Annotated in this window: 18 protein-coding genes; 8 read left to right on the top strand and 10 right to left on the bottom strand. The window is 40.9% G+C overall.

Features of this window, described 5'->3' with window-relative positions:
- Positions 1 to 380: 380 nt before the first annotated feature.
- Positions 381 to 428, top strand: coding sequence for a hypothetical protein (locus tag GKR71_RS20505; RefSeq protein WP_438361642.1), 48 nt, complete (start codon positions 381 to 383; stop codon positions 426 to 428).
- A 112-nt stretch (positions 429 to 540) separates the two neighbouring features.
- Here GKR71_RS20505 and yihA read toward each other — a convergent pair whose 3' ends face one another.
- Positions 541 to 1161 (bottom strand): ribosome biogenesis GTP-binding protein YihA/YsxC, encoded by a 621-nt coding sequence (yihA, locus tag GKR71_RS07380; protein ID WP_036948665.1) that lies wholly within the window; start codon positions 1159 to 1161, stop codon positions 541 to 543.
- Positions 1162 to 1428: 267 nt separating this feature from the next.
- Between yihA and ppiA the strand changes: the two genes are divergently transcribed.
- On the top strand, positions 1429 to 2001 hold the full coding sequence (gene ppiA, locus GKR71_RS07375; RefSeq protein ID WP_036948667.1) for a peptidylprolyl isomerase A: 573 nt from the start codon (positions 1429 to 1431) through the stop codon (positions 1999 to 2001).
- 87 nt (positions 2002 to 2088) lie between these two features.
- Here ppiA and GKR71_RS07370 read toward each other — a convergent pair whose 3' ends face one another.
- Positions 2089 to 2268 carry a type II toxin-antitoxin system Phd/YefM family antitoxin gene (locus GKR71_RS07370; protein ID WP_154599889.1) on the bottom strand — a complete coding sequence of 60 codons (180 nt, stop codon included), beginning with the start codon at positions 2266 to 2268 and terminating at the stop codon, positions 2089 to 2091.
- Between the two features lie 456 nt (positions 2269 to 2724).
- Here GKR71_RS07370 and GKR71_RS07365 point away from each other — a divergent pair, with 456 nt between their 5' ends.
- Positions 2725 to 3300, top strand: coding sequence for an aminodeoxychorismate synthase component II (locus tag GKR71_RS07365; RefSeq protein ID WP_154634091.1), 576 nt, complete (start codon positions 2725 to 2727; stop codon positions 3298 to 3300).
- 131 nt (positions 3301 to 3431) lie between these two features.
- Positions 3432 to 4646, top strand: a complete 1215-nt coding sequence (locus tag GKR71_RS07360; RefSeq protein ID WP_154599890.1) for an aspartate aminotransferase family protein — start codon at positions 3432 to 3434, stop codon at positions 4644 to 4646.
- Between the two features lie 67 nt (positions 4647 to 4713).
- On the opposite strand, the gene GKR71_RS07355 is transcribed toward GKR71_RS07360, so the two are convergent.
- Together GKR71_RS07355 and crp are read right to left on the bottom strand one after the other, a co-directional pair.
- Positions 4714 to 6165: a hypothetical protein gene (locus GKR71_RS07355; protein ID WP_154634090.1), complete on the bottom strand. Its 1452-nt coding sequence runs from the start codon at positions 6163 to 6165 to the stop codon at positions 4714 to 4716.
- A gap of 192 nt (positions 6166 to 6357) precedes the next feature.
- Positions 6358 to 6990 (bottom strand): cAMP-activated global transcriptional regulator CRP, encoded by a 633-nt coding sequence (gene crp / locus GKR71_RS07350; RefSeq protein ID WP_006813718.1) that lies wholly within the window; start codon positions 6988 to 6990, stop codon positions 6358 to 6360.
- Positions 6991 to 7313: 323 nt separating this feature from the next.
- Between crp and GKR71_RS07345 the strand changes: the two genes are divergently transcribed.
- Entirely contained in the window at positions 7314 to 7718 is a 405-nt protein-coding gene (locus GKR71_RS07345) for an OsmC family protein (RefSeq protein WP_036948679.1), read from the top strand.
- Positions 7719 to 7797: 79 nt separating this feature from the next.
- On the opposite strand, the gene GKR71_RS07340 is transcribed toward GKR71_RS07345, so the two are convergent.
- From GKR71_RS07340 to GKR71_RS07330, 3 genes are read right to left on the bottom strand one after another with little or no spacing between them, the layout of a single operon-like run.
- Positions 7798 to 8664: a phosphoribulokinase gene (locus GKR71_RS07340; protein ID WP_036948682.1), complete on the bottom strand. Its 867-nt coding sequence runs from the start codon at positions 8662 to 8664 to the stop codon at positions 7798 to 7800.
- A 48-nt stretch (positions 8665 to 8712) separates the two neighbouring features.
- Complete coding sequence (locus GKR71_RS07335) at positions 8713 to 8931, bottom strand: YheU family protein (RefSeq protein ID WP_036948684.1); 219 nt, start codon at positions 8929 to 8931, stop codon at positions 8713 to 8715.
- Positions 8928 to 9911, bottom strand: a complete 984-nt coding sequence (locus GKR71_RS07330) for a hydrolase (RefSeq protein WP_036948687.1) — start codon at positions 9909 to 9911, stop codon at positions 8928 to 8930. The genes GKR71_RS07335 and GKR71_RS07330 overlap by 4 nt, the downstream gene beginning before the upstream one ends.
- A 113-nt stretch (positions 9912 to 10024) precedes the next feature.
- On the opposite strand from GKR71_RS07330, the gene GKR71_RS07325 reads away from it, so the two are divergent.
- The gene (locus tag GKR71_RS07325; protein ID WP_108478756.1) at positions 10025 to 10630 is read left to right on the top strand and encodes a LysE family translocator; all 606 of its coding nucleotides are present in this window, start codon (positions 10025 to 10027) and stop codon (positions 10628 to 10630) included.
- 61 nt (positions 10631 to 10691) lie between these two features.
- Here the strand turns inward: GKR71_RS07325 and murP are convergent, their stop codons facing one another.
- Positions 10692 to 12161, bottom strand: a complete 1470-nt coding sequence (murP, locus tag GKR71_RS07320) for a PTS N-acetylmuramic acid transporter subunit IIBC (RefSeq protein ID WP_036948692.1) — start codon at positions 12159 to 12161, stop codon at positions 10692 to 10694.
- A 27-nt stretch (positions 12162 to 12188) separates the two neighbouring features.
- On the bottom strand, positions 12189 to 13100 hold the full coding sequence (murQ, locus tag GKR71_RS07315; protein ID WP_036948695.1) for an N-acetylmuramic acid 6-phosphate etherase: 912 nt from the start codon (positions 13098 to 13100) through the stop codon (positions 12189 to 12191).
- A gap of 250 nt (positions 13101 to 13350) precedes the next feature.
- On the opposite strand from murQ, the gene GKR71_RS07310 reads away from it, so the two are divergent.
- Both GKR71_RS07310 and adiA read left to right on the top strand, forming a co-directional pair.
- Positions 13351 to 14211, top strand: a complete 861-nt coding sequence (locus GKR71_RS07310; RefSeq protein WP_154599893.1) for a MurR/RpiR family transcriptional regulator — start codon at positions 13351 to 13353, stop codon at positions 14209 to 14211.
- Positions 14212 to 14307: 96 nt separating this feature from the next.
- A complete protein-coding gene (gene adiA, locus GKR71_RS07305; protein WP_154599894.1) occupies positions 14308 to 16575 on the top strand; it encodes an arginine decarboxylase in 2268 nt (755 codons plus the stop codon).
- A gap of 146 nt (positions 16576 to 16721) precedes the next feature.
- Here the strand turns inward: adiA and GKR71_RS07300 are convergent, their stop codons facing one another.
- Positions 16722 to 17441 (bottom strand): Lnb N-terminal periplasmic domain-containing protein, encoded by a 720-nt coding sequence (locus GKR71_RS07300; protein ID WP_036948703.1) that lies wholly within the window; start codon positions 17439 to 17441, stop codon positions 16722 to 16724.
- Positions 17442 to 17446 lie beyond the last annotated feature (5 nt).

Raw genomic sequence — 17446 nt, 5'->3', positions numbered from 1 at the left:
AAAAGCAAAAGCAAAAGCTAAGAGTTAAGTAGAAGATAATGTAAGGCACCCCAAAGGTTGGTGACAATTTTTGGGGTGTTTTTTTATGCTTAGAATATTTTTTATAGTGGTATTTACGCAGAAATTTGGAGGCGTTTTATTCCCTTTAAATTGCACATAATTCATGGGTAAAACACTGAATTTTAAATATATCGTTGGGATAGCTAAGGTTGTTATTATGCGACTTAGATCTCATAAATATGTAGTAAAAATACGTTTTTAACGAATTATTAGGCAATTTGCAGGGCTGAATCGTAGTAAGCTTTGAAAAAAAACTACAAAAAGCCTTTTTTTCGAGCGGAAAATAAAGTACATTATCAGGCGTAGGGTACAGAGGTAAGATGTTCTATCTTTCAGACCTTTTACTTCACGTAATCGGATTTAGCTGAATATTAGCTGCTCCAGTCAAGTTTTTGACTGGAGCATTTTTTTTGCATAAATTTTGATGCGCTAACGGCATAGACCGTTGTACGCCGAATGGGCGTACAAGGAATGAAAAGATTATTCTGCGGCGTTACTGTACCAACTGTCGAGTTTGATACGTAATTTATCGATACCCATTTTTTTCAGTGCAGAAAAATATTCCACTTCAATATCGCCTTCCACTGATAACGGCGCTAATGCTTGGCGAACTTCCATTAACTGTTTCTTTCTTGCGCCTGAAGCGAGCTTATCCGCTTTGGTGAGTAGAACAAGAACAGGAATGCTCATGGCGACTGACCATTCGATCATCTGCATATCGAGGTCTTTTAATGGATGACGGATATCCATCAAAATCACTAACCCTTTGATACATTCTCTTTTCTGTAAATATTCACCGAGAGCTTGCTGCCATTTGCGCTTCATCTCTTCAGGTACTTCGGCATAACCGTAGCCCGGAAGGTCAACTAGGCGAATGCCCTCTTCAACTTCAAACAGGTTGATAAGCTGAGTTCTTCCCGGTGTTTTACTGGTTCGCGCTAAGCTTTTTTGCTGTGTTAATGCATTTAATGCACTGGATTTGCCCGCGTTAGATCGGCCAGCAAACGCCACCTCAATTCCCGTATCTTTTGGTAGATGACGGATATCGGGGGCACTGATGACAAATTTTGTCATGTGGTAGTTGTGGTTTTTAATTGCCATTGGTGGTTCTCCCTGAGTAGCCTCAAAAGGCTGGGGGATTATAGCGACTGAATAGCATACAAACAACAAAAGGGGGATATTTGGTGCGATATCTATTTGAGAATGACATTAAGCGAAGGTTTTTTCATTAAATGGCTCTACAATTAATTTAATTCAGCAAAATTTAACTATTTGGCGTAAATATAGGTAAATCTTTAGCAATTACTCCCGCTTCGCTCTAGAATTGGGCATTAATATGTTTTTGGGTATTAACAAAAGGGATCTTGAATGTTGAAACGAATTTTTGTGCCATTATTGGCAATCTGTGCAATGAGCACAACTTCTCTTGCATTAGCCGCGGGTGAAACTTACGTTAAATTAGTCACCTCCGCAGGTAATATTGAATTAGAACTCAATAGTAAAAAAGCCCCTGTTAGTACTGAAAACTTCCTGCAATATGTTAATGAAGGCTATTACAACGGTACAACCTTCCACCGTGTTATTCCTGGATTTATGATCCAAGGCGGCGGTTTTAATAAAGAATTGCAGCAAAAACAAGCCCGTGCACCAATCGCTAACGAAGCTGATAATGGATTACGTAATTTACGTGGCACTATTTCAATGGCTCGTAGCGCAAATAAAGACAGTGCAACCAGCCAATTCTTTATTAATGTTGCTGATAATGCGTTTTTAGATCATGGGCAACGTGATTTCGGCTATGCGGTATTTGGTAAAGTCGTTAAAGGAATGGATGTTGCAGACAAAATTTCTAAAGTGAAAACAGAGAACGTAGGCCCATATCAAAATGTTCCTGTTGAACCTATTACGATTATTTCCGCGGAAGTGATTAAAAAGCCTTAATATCATTTCTAATAAAGAGGGTGGTTTATTGCAATCATCCTCTTATCTACAAAGCCTTTCTTTGCATTTTTTCTTACACTCTTTCCATTATAAGTCATCCCAACTCACTTCTATTTCATCATCATCCATGCGTGCGATTGCTTTTTCTAATAGGAGTTGATCGCCAAGTTTTTCTACCATTAGCTCGAATAAATCGGTAGGTACGCAGTAGAAGATCGCTTTGTTGTGGCTCAAAATGGCAACAGGCTCTCCATTTGATTCATTCATTGCGGCGGAGGGGTTTTTTTAAATTCGCTAATTGATGATGTTTTTTTAGCAAGAAGCGTTTTGGTATACATATACATAGCAACCTCTAAAATTAGCACTAAATATGGAGCTTATTTTAGAGTGAAAAAAATATTGTACATGAAATACACAACATGAAGGGCAATCTAATTTAGTCTGGCTGCTGCTATTTTATTCCATTGTATTTAAAGCAATTATTATCAAATTTTGAATGTTGTTATATTCTTGTGAATATAATCCCATGATTTTTATATGGAAATTTTGTACTGAAAGTGGGTTACTTGACGTAAATAGGCTATTTTCCTGTCTTGGCTGTGCTATGATAGCCGCCCTTTGTGATAATTTATGGTTTTTGGGACGCGTTCTAATTGCTAACCGCCACGAATTATGCATAAACAAAAAAACTTATAATGATAAAAATCAGTCGGATAGGCTACTATGCTTTTACTTATTGATAATTACGATTCATTTACATACAACTTATACCAATATTTCTGCGAACTAGGGGCGGAAGTGCTGGTGAAACGTAATGACGAAATTACCATTGAAGAAATTGAACAATTGGCTCCAACCCATTTGGTCATTTCACCGGGTCCTTGCACGCCTGATGAGGCAGGGATTTCTCTGGAAGTGATAAAACATTTTGCCGGAAAAGTGCCCATTTTGGGGATCTGCTTAGGTCATCAAGCCATTGGGCAAGCTTTTGGTGCCTCTGTCGTGAAAGCGAGAGAAGTGATGCACGGCAAAACATCATCTATCCACCATAATCATCAAGGGGTATTTAAAGGACTGAATCGGCCTTTAACGGTCACTCGCTATCACTCTTTAGTGATTGCGGCAGAAACACTACCAGCCTCTTTTGATGTCTCCGCATGGTCACTGAATAATGGAGATATCGATGAAATTATGGGGATCCGCCATAAAACCCTGCCAATTGAAGGGGTTCAATTCCATCCTGAAAGTATTCTCAGCGAACAAGGTCATGAGTTGTTGAGTAATTTTCTCAAATATTAGTAGTTGATTTTCGCGAATAGCAAAATTAATTATGCATATTTTACCCTTGCCTATTGCTCTTTATTGATTTTTTATTCATATTTGATGCTTATATTTTCACTTAGGCATTCGATAAAGAGCAGGTGAGGGGTATGTCAGAACAACACGCAGTCAATCGGCAAACTTTTGATCAGGTTATGTTACCTATTTTTTCGCCAGCTGAATTTATTCCAGTTAAAGGCGAAGGTAGTCGCGTTTGGGATCAGCAAGGTAAAGAATATATTGATTTTGCAGGTGGGATCGCGGTTTTAGCGCTGGGTCATTGCCATCCAAGTTTAGTCGCTGCTGTTCGTGAACAAAGCGAAAAACTGTGGCATGTGAGCAATGTTTTTACCAATGAGCAGGCGTTAAAGCTGGCTCAAAAATTAACCAAAGCAACATTTGCAGACCGTGCATTTTTTGTGAACTCTGGCTCTGAAGCGAATGAAGCCGCATTCAAGTTAGCGCGTCGTTATGCCATCACCAAATATAGCCCATATAAAACGAAGATCATTGCATTCAAGCAAGCGTTTCACGGCAGAACATTATTTACTGTCTCAGTCGGTGGACAAGCGAAATATGCAGATGGTTTTGGTCCAAAGCCTGCGGATATTATTCATGTGCCTTTTAATGACCTTGATGCCGTTAAAGCCGTGATCGATGAAAATACCTGTGCAGTGGTTTTGGAGCCAGTTCAAGGGGAAGGCGGGGTAACCCCAGCAACATCAGAATTTCTGCAAGGAGTTCGTAAGCTTTGCGATGAAAATAATACATTACTTATTTTTGACGAAGTGCAAAGTGGAATGGGGCGTACGGGGAAATTATTCTCTTATATGCACTATGATGTCGTTCCCGATATTTTAACCACAGCAAAAGCCCTCGGCGGCGGCTTCCCGATTAGTGCGATGATTACAACCGCTGAAATTGCTAAGACTATGGAAGTGGGCTCACACGGAACCACTTATGGTGGTAATCCGCTGGCGTGTGCGGTGGGTAATGCCGCTTTTGATATTATCAATACCGATGAAGTACTTGATGGGGTTGCTAAGCGCCGTGAGTTATTTGTCGCCCATTTAAACAAGCTTAATGACCAATATGGCATTTTTGCTGAAATTCGTGGAATGGGCTTATTAATTGGTGCAGAACTAAATGGCAAATTACTGAATCGCTCAAAAGATATTCTACAAGCTTGCGCGGCTGAAGGGCTGATGATGCTGAATGCGGGTACAAATGTATTGCGCTTTACACCATCACTGATTATTTCTGAAGATGAAATTAATAGCGGTATGGCGAAGTTAGAAACGGCAATTAGTAAACTGTTGGGTTAATTGTATTTTTATAGTGACAGAGACGAATTTGCCTCTGTCACTGAGCATTTTATCAAGCTGTTACTCGCTATTTAAGCTTAGCTAGTTCCGTTTTAAGCATCGCAGAGTGAGCTTTTTCATTGACTATTTCTTCGCCTAGAACATTTATATCATGTAAGGTTTTTTGGATTTCTTCAAAATTTGCATCTAATTCTTTAGTATTTAGTTTCCCATCGTTTAATATTTTTTTTTGTGGATTTTCATTTAAATTAAACGTTTTGCTAATATGCTTGTCTCGTAATATAGTTGCTCTATTGATATGTATTATTTTATTAGATTGATATGTTTTTTTCTTTGAATTCACGACAGAATGTGTTTTTTTCTGAGGTGCCTCTGTATTTTCTGCTTTTTTGCTTTTTAACTCATTATTTTTTTGAGTGGTAATATGTTCGTTTTCTATATGCATCTTTGTTATTTCTTCTGAACTATATTCTGATTCCTCCGTTATTTCTGAAAAATAGCTGGATGAATTGGAGCTTAAGCTACCATTACTCTTATAAATGTTGTTTTCAACGGTGATATTTATGCTTGAATTTTGATTTCCTTTAAAATTGTCACGTTCATTTTTTAATTCATTAACAACTCTGTTCATCGTTTCAATAGTGGCGTCGAATTTTTCATCTCTTTGATCATTCGGTGATAGAATGCATTCGTCAATTAAGTATTTGAAAGATTTTGTATAATTAAATTCACTTTGTAAGTTGCCGATATTTTCGGGATTAGTTTTTTTTATTTTGAGTATGTCCTTTTCTAGGGTGCGAATTACACTCTGTAGATCTTTGATTTTATTAAATTTATATTTTTCCTTGCCTGTAAATGATATTGGTGGGTTTTTTACGTCGTTTAGCATTGCTACATTTTCTTTGTGAGTTTTTTGTATTTCAACCGTTCCTTCTTTATTATAAAACTTAACGTTGTATAAATCTTTTTCTCTGGGAATTATTTTGTTCACAATGACTAAAGCTTGAATTTTCCCTGTTGATTTTACTTTCTCAATAGATTCATAGAAAAAATGCTTTAACTTATTGATGCCAAAATCTTTAATTAAAAAATGGCTATTTTTTATATTCACTGTTTGTTTGCTTGAATTGCTGATTTCCATTGGTGTGTTATCCCATTTAATGTCTTTTGGTGAAGTATTGTTTTTGTCTAAATTAATAATAGAGAGTGGTGCTGAGTGATTTCTATTATCTTTATAAGGTGGGAGCGTATATATATCTGTTAGAATAGCTTTTTCCTGATTAACTGGGAATTTAATAAACTGACTAGGAAGTAAATATTCAGTATTCATACCACTTTTAATTACATTGGAGATTTCATTTGCTTTTGCTAATAAGTCAGGAGATATAAAAGGTGTTTTTGTACGAGGCTCTATTAGAGAAGATTTATTTTTCGTAACAAGGTTTTCTTCTGAACTACTTTTCTTATTGATTGTGTTAAGTGGTGTTGATTTTGTAGAATTCTGGGAAATATGTGGCATAACTAATAATCTCCAAATAATGATTAACTCTCACTATCTTAGTTCGATAATTAGCTAGAAGAATATAAAGAAACGACACTCGTTACTGAGACGATATAAACTGAGCTATAAGTAAAAAAATAGCTTTGTACGTGAAGTATAAAGCTATTTCAATACGAAGCCTCACCAAGAAAGGTGAGGCTGACAGGTAAATTAGCGAGTGCCGTAAACAACAATCGTTTTGCCGTGTGCGGAGATTAAGTTTTGATCTTCCAGCATCTTTAAAATACGACCGACAGTTTCGCGAGAACAACCTACGATTTGACCGATTTCCTGACGAGTAATTTTGATTTGCATACCGTCTGGGTGAGTCATCGCATCAGGCTGTTTAGCTAAATTCAACAATGTTTGAGCAATACGACCAGTAACATCTAAGAATGCAAGGTTACCCACTTTTTCGGATGTGGTTTGCAAACGACTTGCCATTTGCGCAGAAAGGCGCATCAGGATATCTGGATTGACTTGAATCAGCTGACGGAATTTCTTGTAAGAAATTTCCGCGACTTCGCAAGCAACTTTCGCGCGAACCCACGCAGTACGTTCTTGCCCTTCTTCAAATAACCCAAGTTCGCCAATGAAATCTCCCTGATTGAGGTAAGAGAGAATCATTTCCTTGCCTTCTTCATCTTTGATTAAAACAGCCACTGAACCTTTAACAATGTAGTAAAGGGTTTCTGCTTTTTCACCCTGATGGATCAGAGTGCTCTTGGATGGATACTTATGAATATGGCAGTGTGACAAAAACCATTCAAGAGTAGGGTCTGTTTGTGGCTTGCCGAGAACCATTAGCGTTATCCTCTGTATGTTATTGCAACCTTTCGAAAAGTAGGGAAAGGCTGACTTTAAAGTGTCTAGCTTAGCATACTAAGTCACATTGATGCCTATTATTAATGCTGCTCTAGGCTAACGTAAATTAATATCAATTGTATAATATAATCAATTAAATCGTTGAGTTTTGATCTTAATCCTATCAACTGACCATTGTTTGTATCATATCCAATGCCGAAAGTCTTCCCTGTATCGCTTCAGCCTAATAATGCTGATATAACATTGTCTAGAGATATGGAACAATGTGACGATAAATATCACTATTTTCGAGAGGAATAAAAATGGAAGCACGCGTAAAGTGGGTTGAAGGGCTCTCTTTTCTAGGTGAGTCGGCATCAGGTCATCAAATCATGATGGATGGTAATGCGGGCGATAAAGCACCGAGTCCGATGGAAATGGTTTTAATGGCGGCAGGCGGATGCAGTGCGATTGATGTGGTTTCTATTCTGCAAAAAGGTCGTCAGGATATTGTTGATTGTGAAGTGAAATTAACTTCACAGCGTCGTGAAGAAGCCCCTCGTTATTTTACGGATATCAACCTGCACTTCATTGTGACGGGACGTGAATTAACGGACAAAGTGGTGGAGCGTGCGGTTCAACTTTCGGCTGAAAAATATTGTTCCGTTGCTATCATGCTAGAAAAAACGGTTAACGTGACTCATAGTTTCGAAATTAAAGCGCCGTAATTGTTTTCTTGATATTAAGATGCTTATCGATAATTAAGATAAGCATCTTGTTATTTATCTCTTTAATGAGAGTGTCAAACTACCCATTTCGCTGTTTCATTAGCTTTTCCACTAATGGCATCATAATAAGCTCCATTGCGAGTCCTAATTTCCCACCGGGTACTACAATGGTATTCATCGCTGAAATAAATGAGCCATTTAACATGGATAATAAATAAGGAAAATCGATCTGCTCTAATCCTCTAAAGCGAATAACGATAAAACTTTCGTCTTGTGAAGGTATTGCTTTAGCAGAGAAAGGGTTAGAGGTGTCAACGGTAGGAACCCGTTGGAAGTTAATATGAGTACGAGAAAACTGTGGTGTAATATAGTTAATATAATCCCCCATCGAACGGACTACAGAATCCATTACGGCTTCACGAGAATGCCCTCGCTCGGTGGTATCGCGGATCAATTTCTGGATCCATTCAAGGTTAACAATCGGTACTACACCGACAAGTAAATCAACATGCTGAGCAACATCATGCTCTGGGGTGACTACGCCACCATGTAATCCTTCATAAAACAGCACATCGGTATTAGCGGGTAATGGCTCCCATGGCGTAAATGTGCCGGGTTGTAGACCATAAGGCACGGCTTCATCGTAAGTGTGTAAATATTTCCGAGATTGACCGCCACCCGTTTGGGCATAATCAATGAGGGTTTGTTCCAGTAGAGAAAAATCATTGGCTTCTGGGCCGAAATAACTGATATGGCGCCCTTGCTCGCGAGCTTTACGAATAGCCATATCCATTTCAGGACGGGTATAACGATGAAAACTATCCCCCTCAAGGGTGGCAGGGCGGATATTTAATTGATGGAAAATTTTACGAAAAGCTTGGCTCGTTGAGGTTGTTCCTGCGCCACTCGAACCCGTCACTGCAATAATCGGATGCTTCTTCGACATAGTGGACTCCCTGTTTTACGCCATGACCACTATTTTTGAGAAACAGCGCTACGGGCGAAACTGGTTATTAGGCATGAAATTTACCGATTCATGTAACTCAGACCAGACTAGCACAATTTCGCCGGAAACTAACTGCCGTTTCACATCATCCACTTTGTCCTGTAAGCTTTTTTCGTGAACGCCATAATCAGTTCCTTCGCGTAAAACGTAACTCTCGATAAGATTTTCAAGCGTTTCAGGGGCGAGATCTTTCCACGGAATAATCATGATTTTTGCTCATTCAAATACGCAGTTAGCCACAGAGGGATGCGAGTTTCTAACCACATTTGTGGTTTTCTAAAACTGCCGCCGACAAACCCGACGTGCCCACCATGCTCCGTCATTTGGTATTCAATATTTTCGGGTAAATGTCTTAAATCAGGCACGACTTCGGGCGCCATAAACGGGTCGTCTTTCGCGTGAATAATCAGGGTTGGCTTAGTAATTTGAGATAACTTAGGTAGCGCACTGCATTTTTGATAATAATCCGCAGCATCATCAAAACCATGAATACGCGCGGTGATCACATCATCGAATTCACGAATGCGTTTTAACTGTTTAAGCTGCAACAAATTAAGAGGAAGTGAACCCGGATAACGCACCAGTTTGCGGGTGGCGTTACGTTTCAATCCATTTAATAGGTAACGTTGATAGAGCTGAGAAATTCCTTTCTCCATTTTCATGGAGCAGGCTTCAAGCATTAATGGCGCCGAGACAACGACGCCAGCATCTAATTCAGCATTCTCACCGTTTTCAGCTAAATAACAGGCGAGCATATTACCGCCAAGGGAATAGCCTACCGCGGCGGTGGGGGCATCACCCCATGTCTGTTTTAGCCAATGTAAAAAATAGCGTGCATCACTGGTTTCACCGGAATGGTAAATACGTTTTTGGCGATTAGGTTCACCACTGCATCCTCTAAAATGCATGATCACGCCGAGCCACCCTTGTTTCTGGGCGCTTTCTAACATCCCGTGGGCATAGGGGCTTTTAAAATTTCCTTCCAACCCATGAAAAATCACTAAACGAGGCTTTTCGCTCGCTTGTTCTGGGTTTTCACTCCAAGCAAGATCGATAAAATCACCGTCAGGCAATTCTAATCGCTGCCATGTTGGGATAATTTTCGGGGTACGGCGAAAGATCCTTGGCAATAAGGTTTGGAGATGTGGGTTCTTTGCCCAACTCATAGGGCGGAAATTTTCTGACATGGCCTTATTTTTTATTTAGTGGAACGCTTGTGAGTGACATAACATACTGTTATTTTTCTGTGATGCAAGTAAACAAATCTAGAAACAAATTTAGGTTGAGGAACATAGTATAAATGACTCTGGGGCTAATTTTTTCGCTTTTTACGTTTTTATTCATTGCAGCAGTTACACCCGGCCCTAACAACATGTTGTTGACCTCTTGTGCAGCTAACTACGGTTTTCGTCGCAGTATCGGATTATTATTAGGAATAATGCTGGGCATGCAGTCAATTTTATATTTGTCTGCCTTCGGTGTTGCCGCGCTATTACTATTATATCCTGCAATTCATATTGTGCTGAAAATCATTGGTAGCGTTTATTTATTATGGCTAGCGTGGAAAACAGCCACTGCCAGTTACGAGCCACTCAAAACAGACAGTAAAGCCTCTAAAAGCGTTACTTGGTTTCAAGGCGGACTGTTGCAGTTCTTAAACCCGAAAGCATGGATGATGGGGCTAGGCGCAGTAGGGAGTTTTAGTCTTCCAGGCGAGTTATTTACTCAGTCTATTATCGTGATGAGCATCGCGTTTGTGATTGTGAATTTCGTCGCGGGCTTGATTTGGATGGGCTTTGGTTCCTTGATCGGAGTTTTCTTACGTAGCCGCCGCGCATGGTTTATTTTTAACCTAGTGATGGGGATACTGACCGCAGCGTGTGTACCGTTAATTTGGCTGGAGTAAGTTTTTCTACGAGAAAAAAGGCACGTTAGGTGCCTTTTTGCTTTTCAATCCACACTATTCTCTAGTCCAAATCGACATTTTTACTGCCAAATAGATAAGTGAAAATAAACCCGCATAGATAAGAGACTAAGACACCGCCTGCATACACTGCCATTGCAGGAAGCACGCCTTGATCTGACGTCATCAACGGAATAGCGATTAGCCCTGAAGGACCGAATACAGTATTTAACCCAACAGGTAAACCCATCCACGCGACCGCTCCGATAAAGAAACCACCAGCAGCGCCCCCTAAACAAGCGGTGACAAACGGTTTCACGCGCGGTAACGTCACCCCGTAAATTAATGGTTCACCAATGCCTAAGAAGCCGGGGAATAGGGCACCACCAATTTGACTACGGGTAACAGAGCCTTTTTTGGCTTTCACGTACAGCGCTAATGCGGCGCCTACTTGACCCGCACCCGCCATCGCTAAGATTGGGAATAACGAGTTAAACCCTTGAGCTTCAACTAACGCGACATACACCGGAATAAAGCCTTGGTGGACACCGAACATTACCGCAATTAAGAACAGACCCGCTAAGACGGCTGTGCCGATAGGGTTTCCGTTTAAATGCATGAATAGCCAAGACATTCCTTCGAATAACCACACACCGATAGGCATAATGAAAACAAAGGTCGCAGCACCGACGATTAACAGCGTAATCGTTGAGGTTAGAATAATATCCAAGCTGGCTGGAATAATTTTGCGTACTTGTTTTTCAACCCAAGCACCAAAAATACAGGCAATTAGGATCCCGATAATGTTGCCTCTCGGGTCGATATACCAACCAAAGAAGTCTGTCATGCCGGAATAGAAGCCTTTAGTGGCCGCCGGGTCGTAACCTAAAATAAACAGCGCAGCGATAATGGCACCGTTAACACCGCTTCCCCCAAACGCTTTTTGGGCATTATAACCAATCAACAATCCCATAAAGGTGAATAACCCTTTACCGAATACACTCATATACGCAATTAAGCTTTTGAGATGGGCAAGTTGGGTTGAATCCGCAGGGAATAAGTTTTGGTTCGCCGATAATAATGTGAGCAATGACGCCAAGCCCATTAATAGACCTGCGCCAATAAAGCCCGGAATTAATGGCGTAAAAATAGTCGCAAATTTAGATAGAAAGCGGTGAACGGCGCTGGTTTGTTTCTTTTTCATCTGCTGTTTATTGGCAGAAGCAATCTCTTTCAGATCTTGGGTCGCGTTAGCGTCATGAGCTTCATCCGCTTCGCCATTTTCTAACATTTGCTTCATTAAATCCGCGGCTGTTTGGGCTTTTCCTGGACCCAAAACAATTTGCAGCTGGTCGTCACTTTCAATCACGCCCAGTACGCCGGGGATTTTTTTGATTTCGGTTTTATCGATAAACTGATCATCATGTAAGGTGAGCCGTAAACGCGTCATGCAGTTACCGCACTGCTTGATATTACGACCGCCCCCCACGTGTTGCAGGAGCTGCTGTATCATTTCATTTGTTATTTTAGCCATACTGTTTCTCTCATAGAGATCCGCTGATTAGACGGATTTTGCGATGTTGAGGGCAGTGCGAATAAAGCCATGATTTTTAGCGAGCAATTGACGAGCTTCATCGGCATTTAAGCCAGATAAAATCATCAAAATCGCTGTCTTACAGTGTCTATCACATTGTTGTAATGCAGATTCTGCGCTTTGGCGGTCACATTCAGTTGCTTCCATCACAATCTTAGTCTGGCGTTCAATGAGCTTGGCGTTAGTTGCCTCCACATCTACCATTAAATTGCCAAAGACTTTACCGATGCGGATCATCGCCCCTGTGGTGATCATATTTAAAATCAGTTTTTGTGCGGTTCCCGCTTTCATGCGCGAAGAGCCAGTGACAACTTCAGCACCCACAATCGGGGTGATGGCAATGTCAGCAGCTTGGGAAACAGGGCTATCAGGGTTGCAGCTAATTGAGGCAACGGTTGCACCTAAGGAGCGAGCATATTTCATGGCTCCCAGAACATAAGGCGTGCGACCACTAGCGGCGATGCCAACTAGAATATCTTTTTGATTAAAATCGATATTCTTTAAGTCTTGCTCTCCTAACTCGGGTTTATCTTCCGCATTTTCAACTGCACGGAAGATGGCTTGGTGACCACCAGCAATCAGCCCAATAACTTGTTCATGAGGGGTTCCATAGGTCGGTGGACACTCACTGGCATCGAGGATCCCTAAACGTCCCGAAGTACCTGCACCGGAATAAATCAGACGACCACCTTGCTGGAAAGCTGCCGCAACTTTATCGACCAATTCTGCAATTTGCGGTAAGGTTTTTTCGACAGCCAAAGGGACTTTTTTATCTTCATTGTTGATTACTTGAAGCATTTCAATGGTAGATAATTGGTCAATGTGGGTACTGGCTTCGTTACGGCTTTCCGTGACCATCTTGCTTAAATCAATCGACATAGTAATAACTCCTTAAACGTATCATGGGGGTATGCTATGGAATTATTTATTCCTTTGATGTGATGGTTATCACGGTACTATCTATTCTCTGTTGCCAATATAAGCGAATAAATTTGGTCGCTTATTGCTCGATAAAATAATATTTATTTGAATTTAAATGATTAAATGACAAGCATTGAGTTTTTATTGAAGGAATAATTTATTTGTAAATTTATTCTGTTGATGAGGCTTTACCTTTTTGAGGGCTACTATGACACTACTCGATACCATCACGTACCTCTTGCCGCGATTAGCGGAAAATCAACGCAAAATTGCACAATTTATCTTAGAAAGTCCGGAAAATGTGCTGAAACTGTCGTCTTCGCAGTTAGCGGAGCAGTTGGGGATCAGTCAATCCGCTATTGTGAAGTTTAGTCAAAAATTAGGTGTAAAGGGGTATCCCGCGCTGAAATTGGCGTTGAGTGAAATCATTGGCCGCCAACAGCAAGAGTTGGGGGAGCCTCACAGTGCGTTGCATAACCGTATTACTCAAACGGATAGCTTGATGGTGGTCGCGCAGAAGCTGGCATTAGAGAAAAATTATTCCATCACAGAAACAACGAAACGCCTTGATTTTAAACAGTTTGAAAAAATTATTGAACGTATAGACAGTGCGCAACGTGTGCAGATTGTTGGGATTGGTGGCTCTGGGCTCACTGCGAAAGATTTAAGCTATAAACTTCAGAAAATCGGTATTACCACTCTCGTGGAGCCGGATCATCACGTTCAAATTGCTGCCGCCTTAACCTTGACGCCGAAAGATGTGCAAATTGTTATTTCCTTCTCTGGAAAGCGTAAAGATATGCTCACTGCCGCGAATATTGGGCATCAAAATGGTGCTTGTGTTATCGCTATCACGCGCTCCAAAGATTCACCCCTCGCTCAAATGTCAGACTATATGTTGGAAAGTGTGGCGGAAGAGAACGAATGGCGGAGCTCATCAATTTCGTCAAGAACGGCACAAAATACCCTTACCGATTTGCTGTTTATGGCGTTGTTACAAAAACGGGAAGATAAAGCGAAAGCATTGGTGATGAATGCCAAAGTGATGATTAATAAACTTGACGAATAGCTATTAATGTCTCGATAACTTTGCAAAATAATCTTATCTGCGTTAAGACTAAAGGAGGCATTATTTAGCTTAAAATAATTCATTGAGGGAGAGTCCATGAGGGCATTGATCGTTTATACCGAGCTTACAGACGAAGATTCTGTGATAAGCCATGCGGTTGCGCGGCTGGCAAGCGAACTGAATGACGAACACGTCGAAACGGTCATTATCCGTGATTTTGAAGACGGTCTCGCCTATATTCGCTCAAACACCAGCATTGACTGCTTACTTTACGGACGAGATATGTCCGATAAGGAAGAACAGGCTCAAGCTCACCGGCTGATCACCCAACTACATCGTCGCCAAGAAGATGTGCCCGTTTTTCTGTTGAGTGATCGTGAAGAAGCCTTAGTGGCATTTGATAGAAAAATGATGGAGCAAGTGGATGAATTTGCATGGATTTTAGAGGACTCCGCGGACTTTATTGCCGGACGTGTTCTTGCTGCTATCATCCGTTACCGTGCGCAATTGCTCCCACCATTAATGAAAAGTTTGATTAAATACAGTGATGTACACGAACACTCATGGGCAGCACCGGGACATCAAGGCGGAGTGGGTTTCACTAAAACGCCAGCAGGGCGTATTTATCACGATTTTTTTGGCGAAAATTTATTCCGCACAGATATCGGCATCGAGCGAGTTGCCGTTGGTTCATTGCTCGATCACACTGGGGCATTTGGCGAGTGTGAGAAAAACGCAGCACGGATTTTTGGTGCAGATCAATCCTATTCTGTAGTGGTCGGGACTTCGGGCTCGAACCGCACCATTATGCAAGCTTGCATGACGGATGACGATGTGGTGGTCATTGACCGAAACTGCCATAAATCCATCGAACAAGGCTTGATTTTAACGGGAGCAAAGCCTGTTTATATGGTCCCGAGTCGTAACCGTTATGGAATTATTGGACCGATTTACCCCACAGAAATGTCCCCTGAAGCTATTCAGAAAAAGATTGCTGATAATCCATTTACTACCGATAAAATCGGGAAAAAACCGGCGTATAGCGTGGTAACAAACTGTACTTATGATGGTGTTTGCTACAACGCGCGCAAAGTGCAAAATTTATTGGATAAATCCCTCGATAGAATTCATTTCGATGAGGCATGGTATGGCTACGCGCGATTCAATCCGATTTATCGTGACCATTTTGCGATGCGTGATGAAGAGCGCAAAGACGATGACCCTACCATTTTCGCTACTCACTCAACGCACAAATTATTGAATGCGCTGTCGCAAGCTTCGTTCATTCATGTTCGTAATGGACGTAATGCCATTGATTTTAATCGCTTTAATCAAGCCTATCACATGCATGCAACCACATCGCCGTTGTATGCCATTTGCGCATCGAACGATATTGCGGCAGATATGATGGATGGAAATAGTGGGCGCTCATTAACCGATGAAGTGATCCGCGAAGCCATCGACTTTCGTCAATCACTCGGCTATCTGTACAAAGAGTTCCAAAATGATGGTGAGTGGTTTTTCAAACCGTGGAATCAGGAAACGGTGAAGGATCCTGCAACTGGTGAGCGTTATGATTTTGAGTTTGCCCCTGTTGAATTGTTGATGAAAGAGCAAAGCTGCTGGGTAATGAACCCTGAAGATACGTGGCATGGTTTCAAAAATATTCCTGCAGATTGGGCGATGTTAGACCCTATCAAAGTGAGTATTTTGGCACCAGGAATGGGGGACGATGGCAAGCTACTTGATTCCGGTGTTCCTGCGGCGCTCGTCACCGCATGGCTAAATCACTATGGTATTGTGCCGACCCGCACTACCGATTTCCAAATTATGTTCCTGTTTTCTATGGGGATCACCAAAGGAAAATGGGGCACATTAGTCAATGCATTGCTCTCCTTTAAACGCCACTATGATACCAACACTCAACTGAAAAAAGTGTTACCTGAAGTGGTGGAAGTGGCGCCTGAAATTTATGGTGAGATGGGGCTGAGGGACTTGGGGGATAAGATGTTTGCTTATTTGCAGCGTAATAATCCGGGAAGTCAGCTAAATCAAGCCTATTCAGAGTTACCCAATGTCATGATGAGCCCACGTGATGCCTATCAACAGATTGTTGCGAATCGCGTTGAAGCTGTGCCGTTAGATAAGCTGGCTGGGCGTATTGCAGCGAACTCGATTATTCCTTATCCACCGGGGATCCCAATGTTGTTATCCGGCGAAAGCTTTGGAGAAACTAACAGCCCGCATATTGGCTATTTGCGTAGTTTACAAGCATGGGATAGTGAGTTCCCGGGTTTTGAACATGAAACGGAAGGCACAGAAAAAATTGATGGCGAATACCATGTTATGTGCGTGAAGGTGTGAAACGACACCCTATAACAATTGCATGAAATGCGTCTAATATTTTTTATTCTTGTACTGCCTAGCCAAATTGATTTAGCCTGTTTTTGCCATACATTTCAACGCTGCCTTCGCTATTTTTTATAGCGTTTGGCAGGTTTTTTTCATTATTATCGGCGTATTATTTGAGAAAATTGGTTATCGACCAATTGGATTAATGGGATTTGTTGTTTGTTAAAATAATCTTTATCTTCAATAAAGCCTAATTGATGGCAATATTGTGAAGCGTAGCCACTGACTAACAGTTTCCAGTTAAATTTAAAATCAGGGTAGGTTTTTTTGGCGATTTTATAAATGCTGGTTGTGCAGTTATTCCACATGGAATGGTATTTTTCGTTGGTCTCTTTGAGCTGATTAAGTTTGCTCATATAATTGAGAAACAGTTCTGTAATAAGTGGCTTATCTAAATTTAAGGGATAAATATAGACTTGCTCATTGCGTAAATTAACGCGAGTACCAATTAAATCCTGCTCATCAGCAACTACATAGATAATATCGTAGTTATAGAAAAATCCCTTCCAAACTGAAAATTGTTGATGTGCTTTTCGCCTTGTCTCGATAGAAAAAGAGACATAATCCCCATTGGAAAAACCGAAGCTCAGAAAAACATGGGCGATCATTTTGCCAGACCAGTGGGATTGTACTAAATCTACACTTTGCAAGTTAGACAGATTGTAATGCTTAGTATCCCAAGTATATTCATTTTTGTCGGCAAACTGAAAAGAGCGAAAATTATGGATGGAGATGTCTGAAGTTTCGTTATTAAAATCCATATGGGATTTATAGCGATACTCCGTTCTCCACTCATTCTGAGGTAATAGATTGCTCATCTGCA

Source organism: Providencia sp. wls1922 (assembly GCF_009706505.1).
Classification (GTDB): Bacteria; Pseudomonadota; Gammaproteobacteria; order Enterobacterales; family Enterobacteriaceae; genus Providencia; species Providencia lanzhouensis.
This window is presented reverse-complemented; position numbering and strand designations above follow the sequence as displayed.

Excerpts from the sequence above, each read along its gene's own strand:
- yihA (WP_036948665.1), bottom strand. The coding sequence starts at position 1,161 with ATGGCAATTAAAAACCACAACTACCACATGACAAAATTTGTCATCAGT.
- ppiA (WP_036948667.1), top strand. The coding sequence starts at position 1,429 with ATGTTGAAACGAATTTTTGTGCCATTATTGGCAATCTGTGCAATGAGC.
- GKR71_RS07370 (WP_154599889.1), bottom strand. The coding sequence starts at position 2,268 with ATGAATGAATCAAATGGAGAGCCTGTTGCCATTTTGAGCCACAACAAA.
- GKR71_RS07365 (WP_154634091.1), top strand. The coding sequence starts at position 2,725 with ATGCTTTTACTTATTGATAATTACGATTCATTTACATACAACTTATAC.
- GKR71_RS07360 (WP_154599890.1), top strand. The coding sequence starts at position 3,432 with ATGTCAGAACAACACGCAGTCAATCGGCAAACTTTTGATCAGGTTATG.
- GKR71_RS07355 (WP_154634090.1), bottom strand. The coding sequence starts at position 6,165 with ATGCCACATATTTCCCAGAATTCTACAAAATCAACACCACTTAACACA.
- crp (WP_006813718.1), bottom strand. The coding sequence starts at position 6,990 with ATGGTTCTCGGCAAGCCACAAACAGACCCTACTCTTGAATGGTTTTTG.
- GKR71_RS07345 (WP_036948679.1), top strand. The coding sequence starts at position 7,314 with ATGGAAGCACGCGTAAAGTGGGTTGAAGGGCTCTCTTTTCTAGGTGAG.
- GKR71_RS07340 (WP_036948682.1), bottom strand. The coding sequence starts at position 8,664 with ATGTCGAAGAAGCATCCGATTATTGCAGTGACGGGTTCGAGTGGCGCA.
- GKR71_RS07335 (WP_036948684.1), bottom strand. The coding sequence starts at position 8,931 with ATGATTATTCCGTGGAAAGATCTCGCCCCTGAAACGCTTGAAAATCTT.
- GKR71_RS07330 (WP_036948687.1), bottom strand. The coding sequence starts at position 9,911 with ATGTCAGAAAATTTCCGCCCTATGAGTTGGGCAAAGAACCCACATCTC.
- GKR71_RS07325 (WP_108478756.1), top strand. The coding sequence starts at position 10,025 with ATGACTCTGGGGCTAATTTTTTCGCTTTTTACGTTTTTATTCATTGCA.
- murP (WP_036948692.1), bottom strand. The coding sequence starts at position 12,161 with ATGGCTAAAATAACAAATGAAATGATACAGCAGCTCCTGCAACACGTG.
- murQ (WP_036948695.1), bottom strand. The coding sequence starts at position 13,100 with ATGTCGATTGATTTAAGCAAGATGGTCACGGAAAGCCGTAACGAAGCC.
- GKR71_RS07310 (WP_154599893.1), top strand. The coding sequence starts at position 13,351 with ATGACACTACTCGATACCATCACGTACCTCTTGCCGCGATTAGCGGAA.
- adiA (WP_154599894.1), top strand. The coding sequence starts at position 14,308 with ATGAGGGCATTGATCGTTTATACCGAGCTTACAGACGAAGATTCTGTG.
- GKR71_RS07300 (WP_036948703.1), bottom strand. The coding sequence starts at position 17,441 with ATGAGCAATCTATTACCTCAGAATGAGTGGAGAACGGAGTATCGCTAT.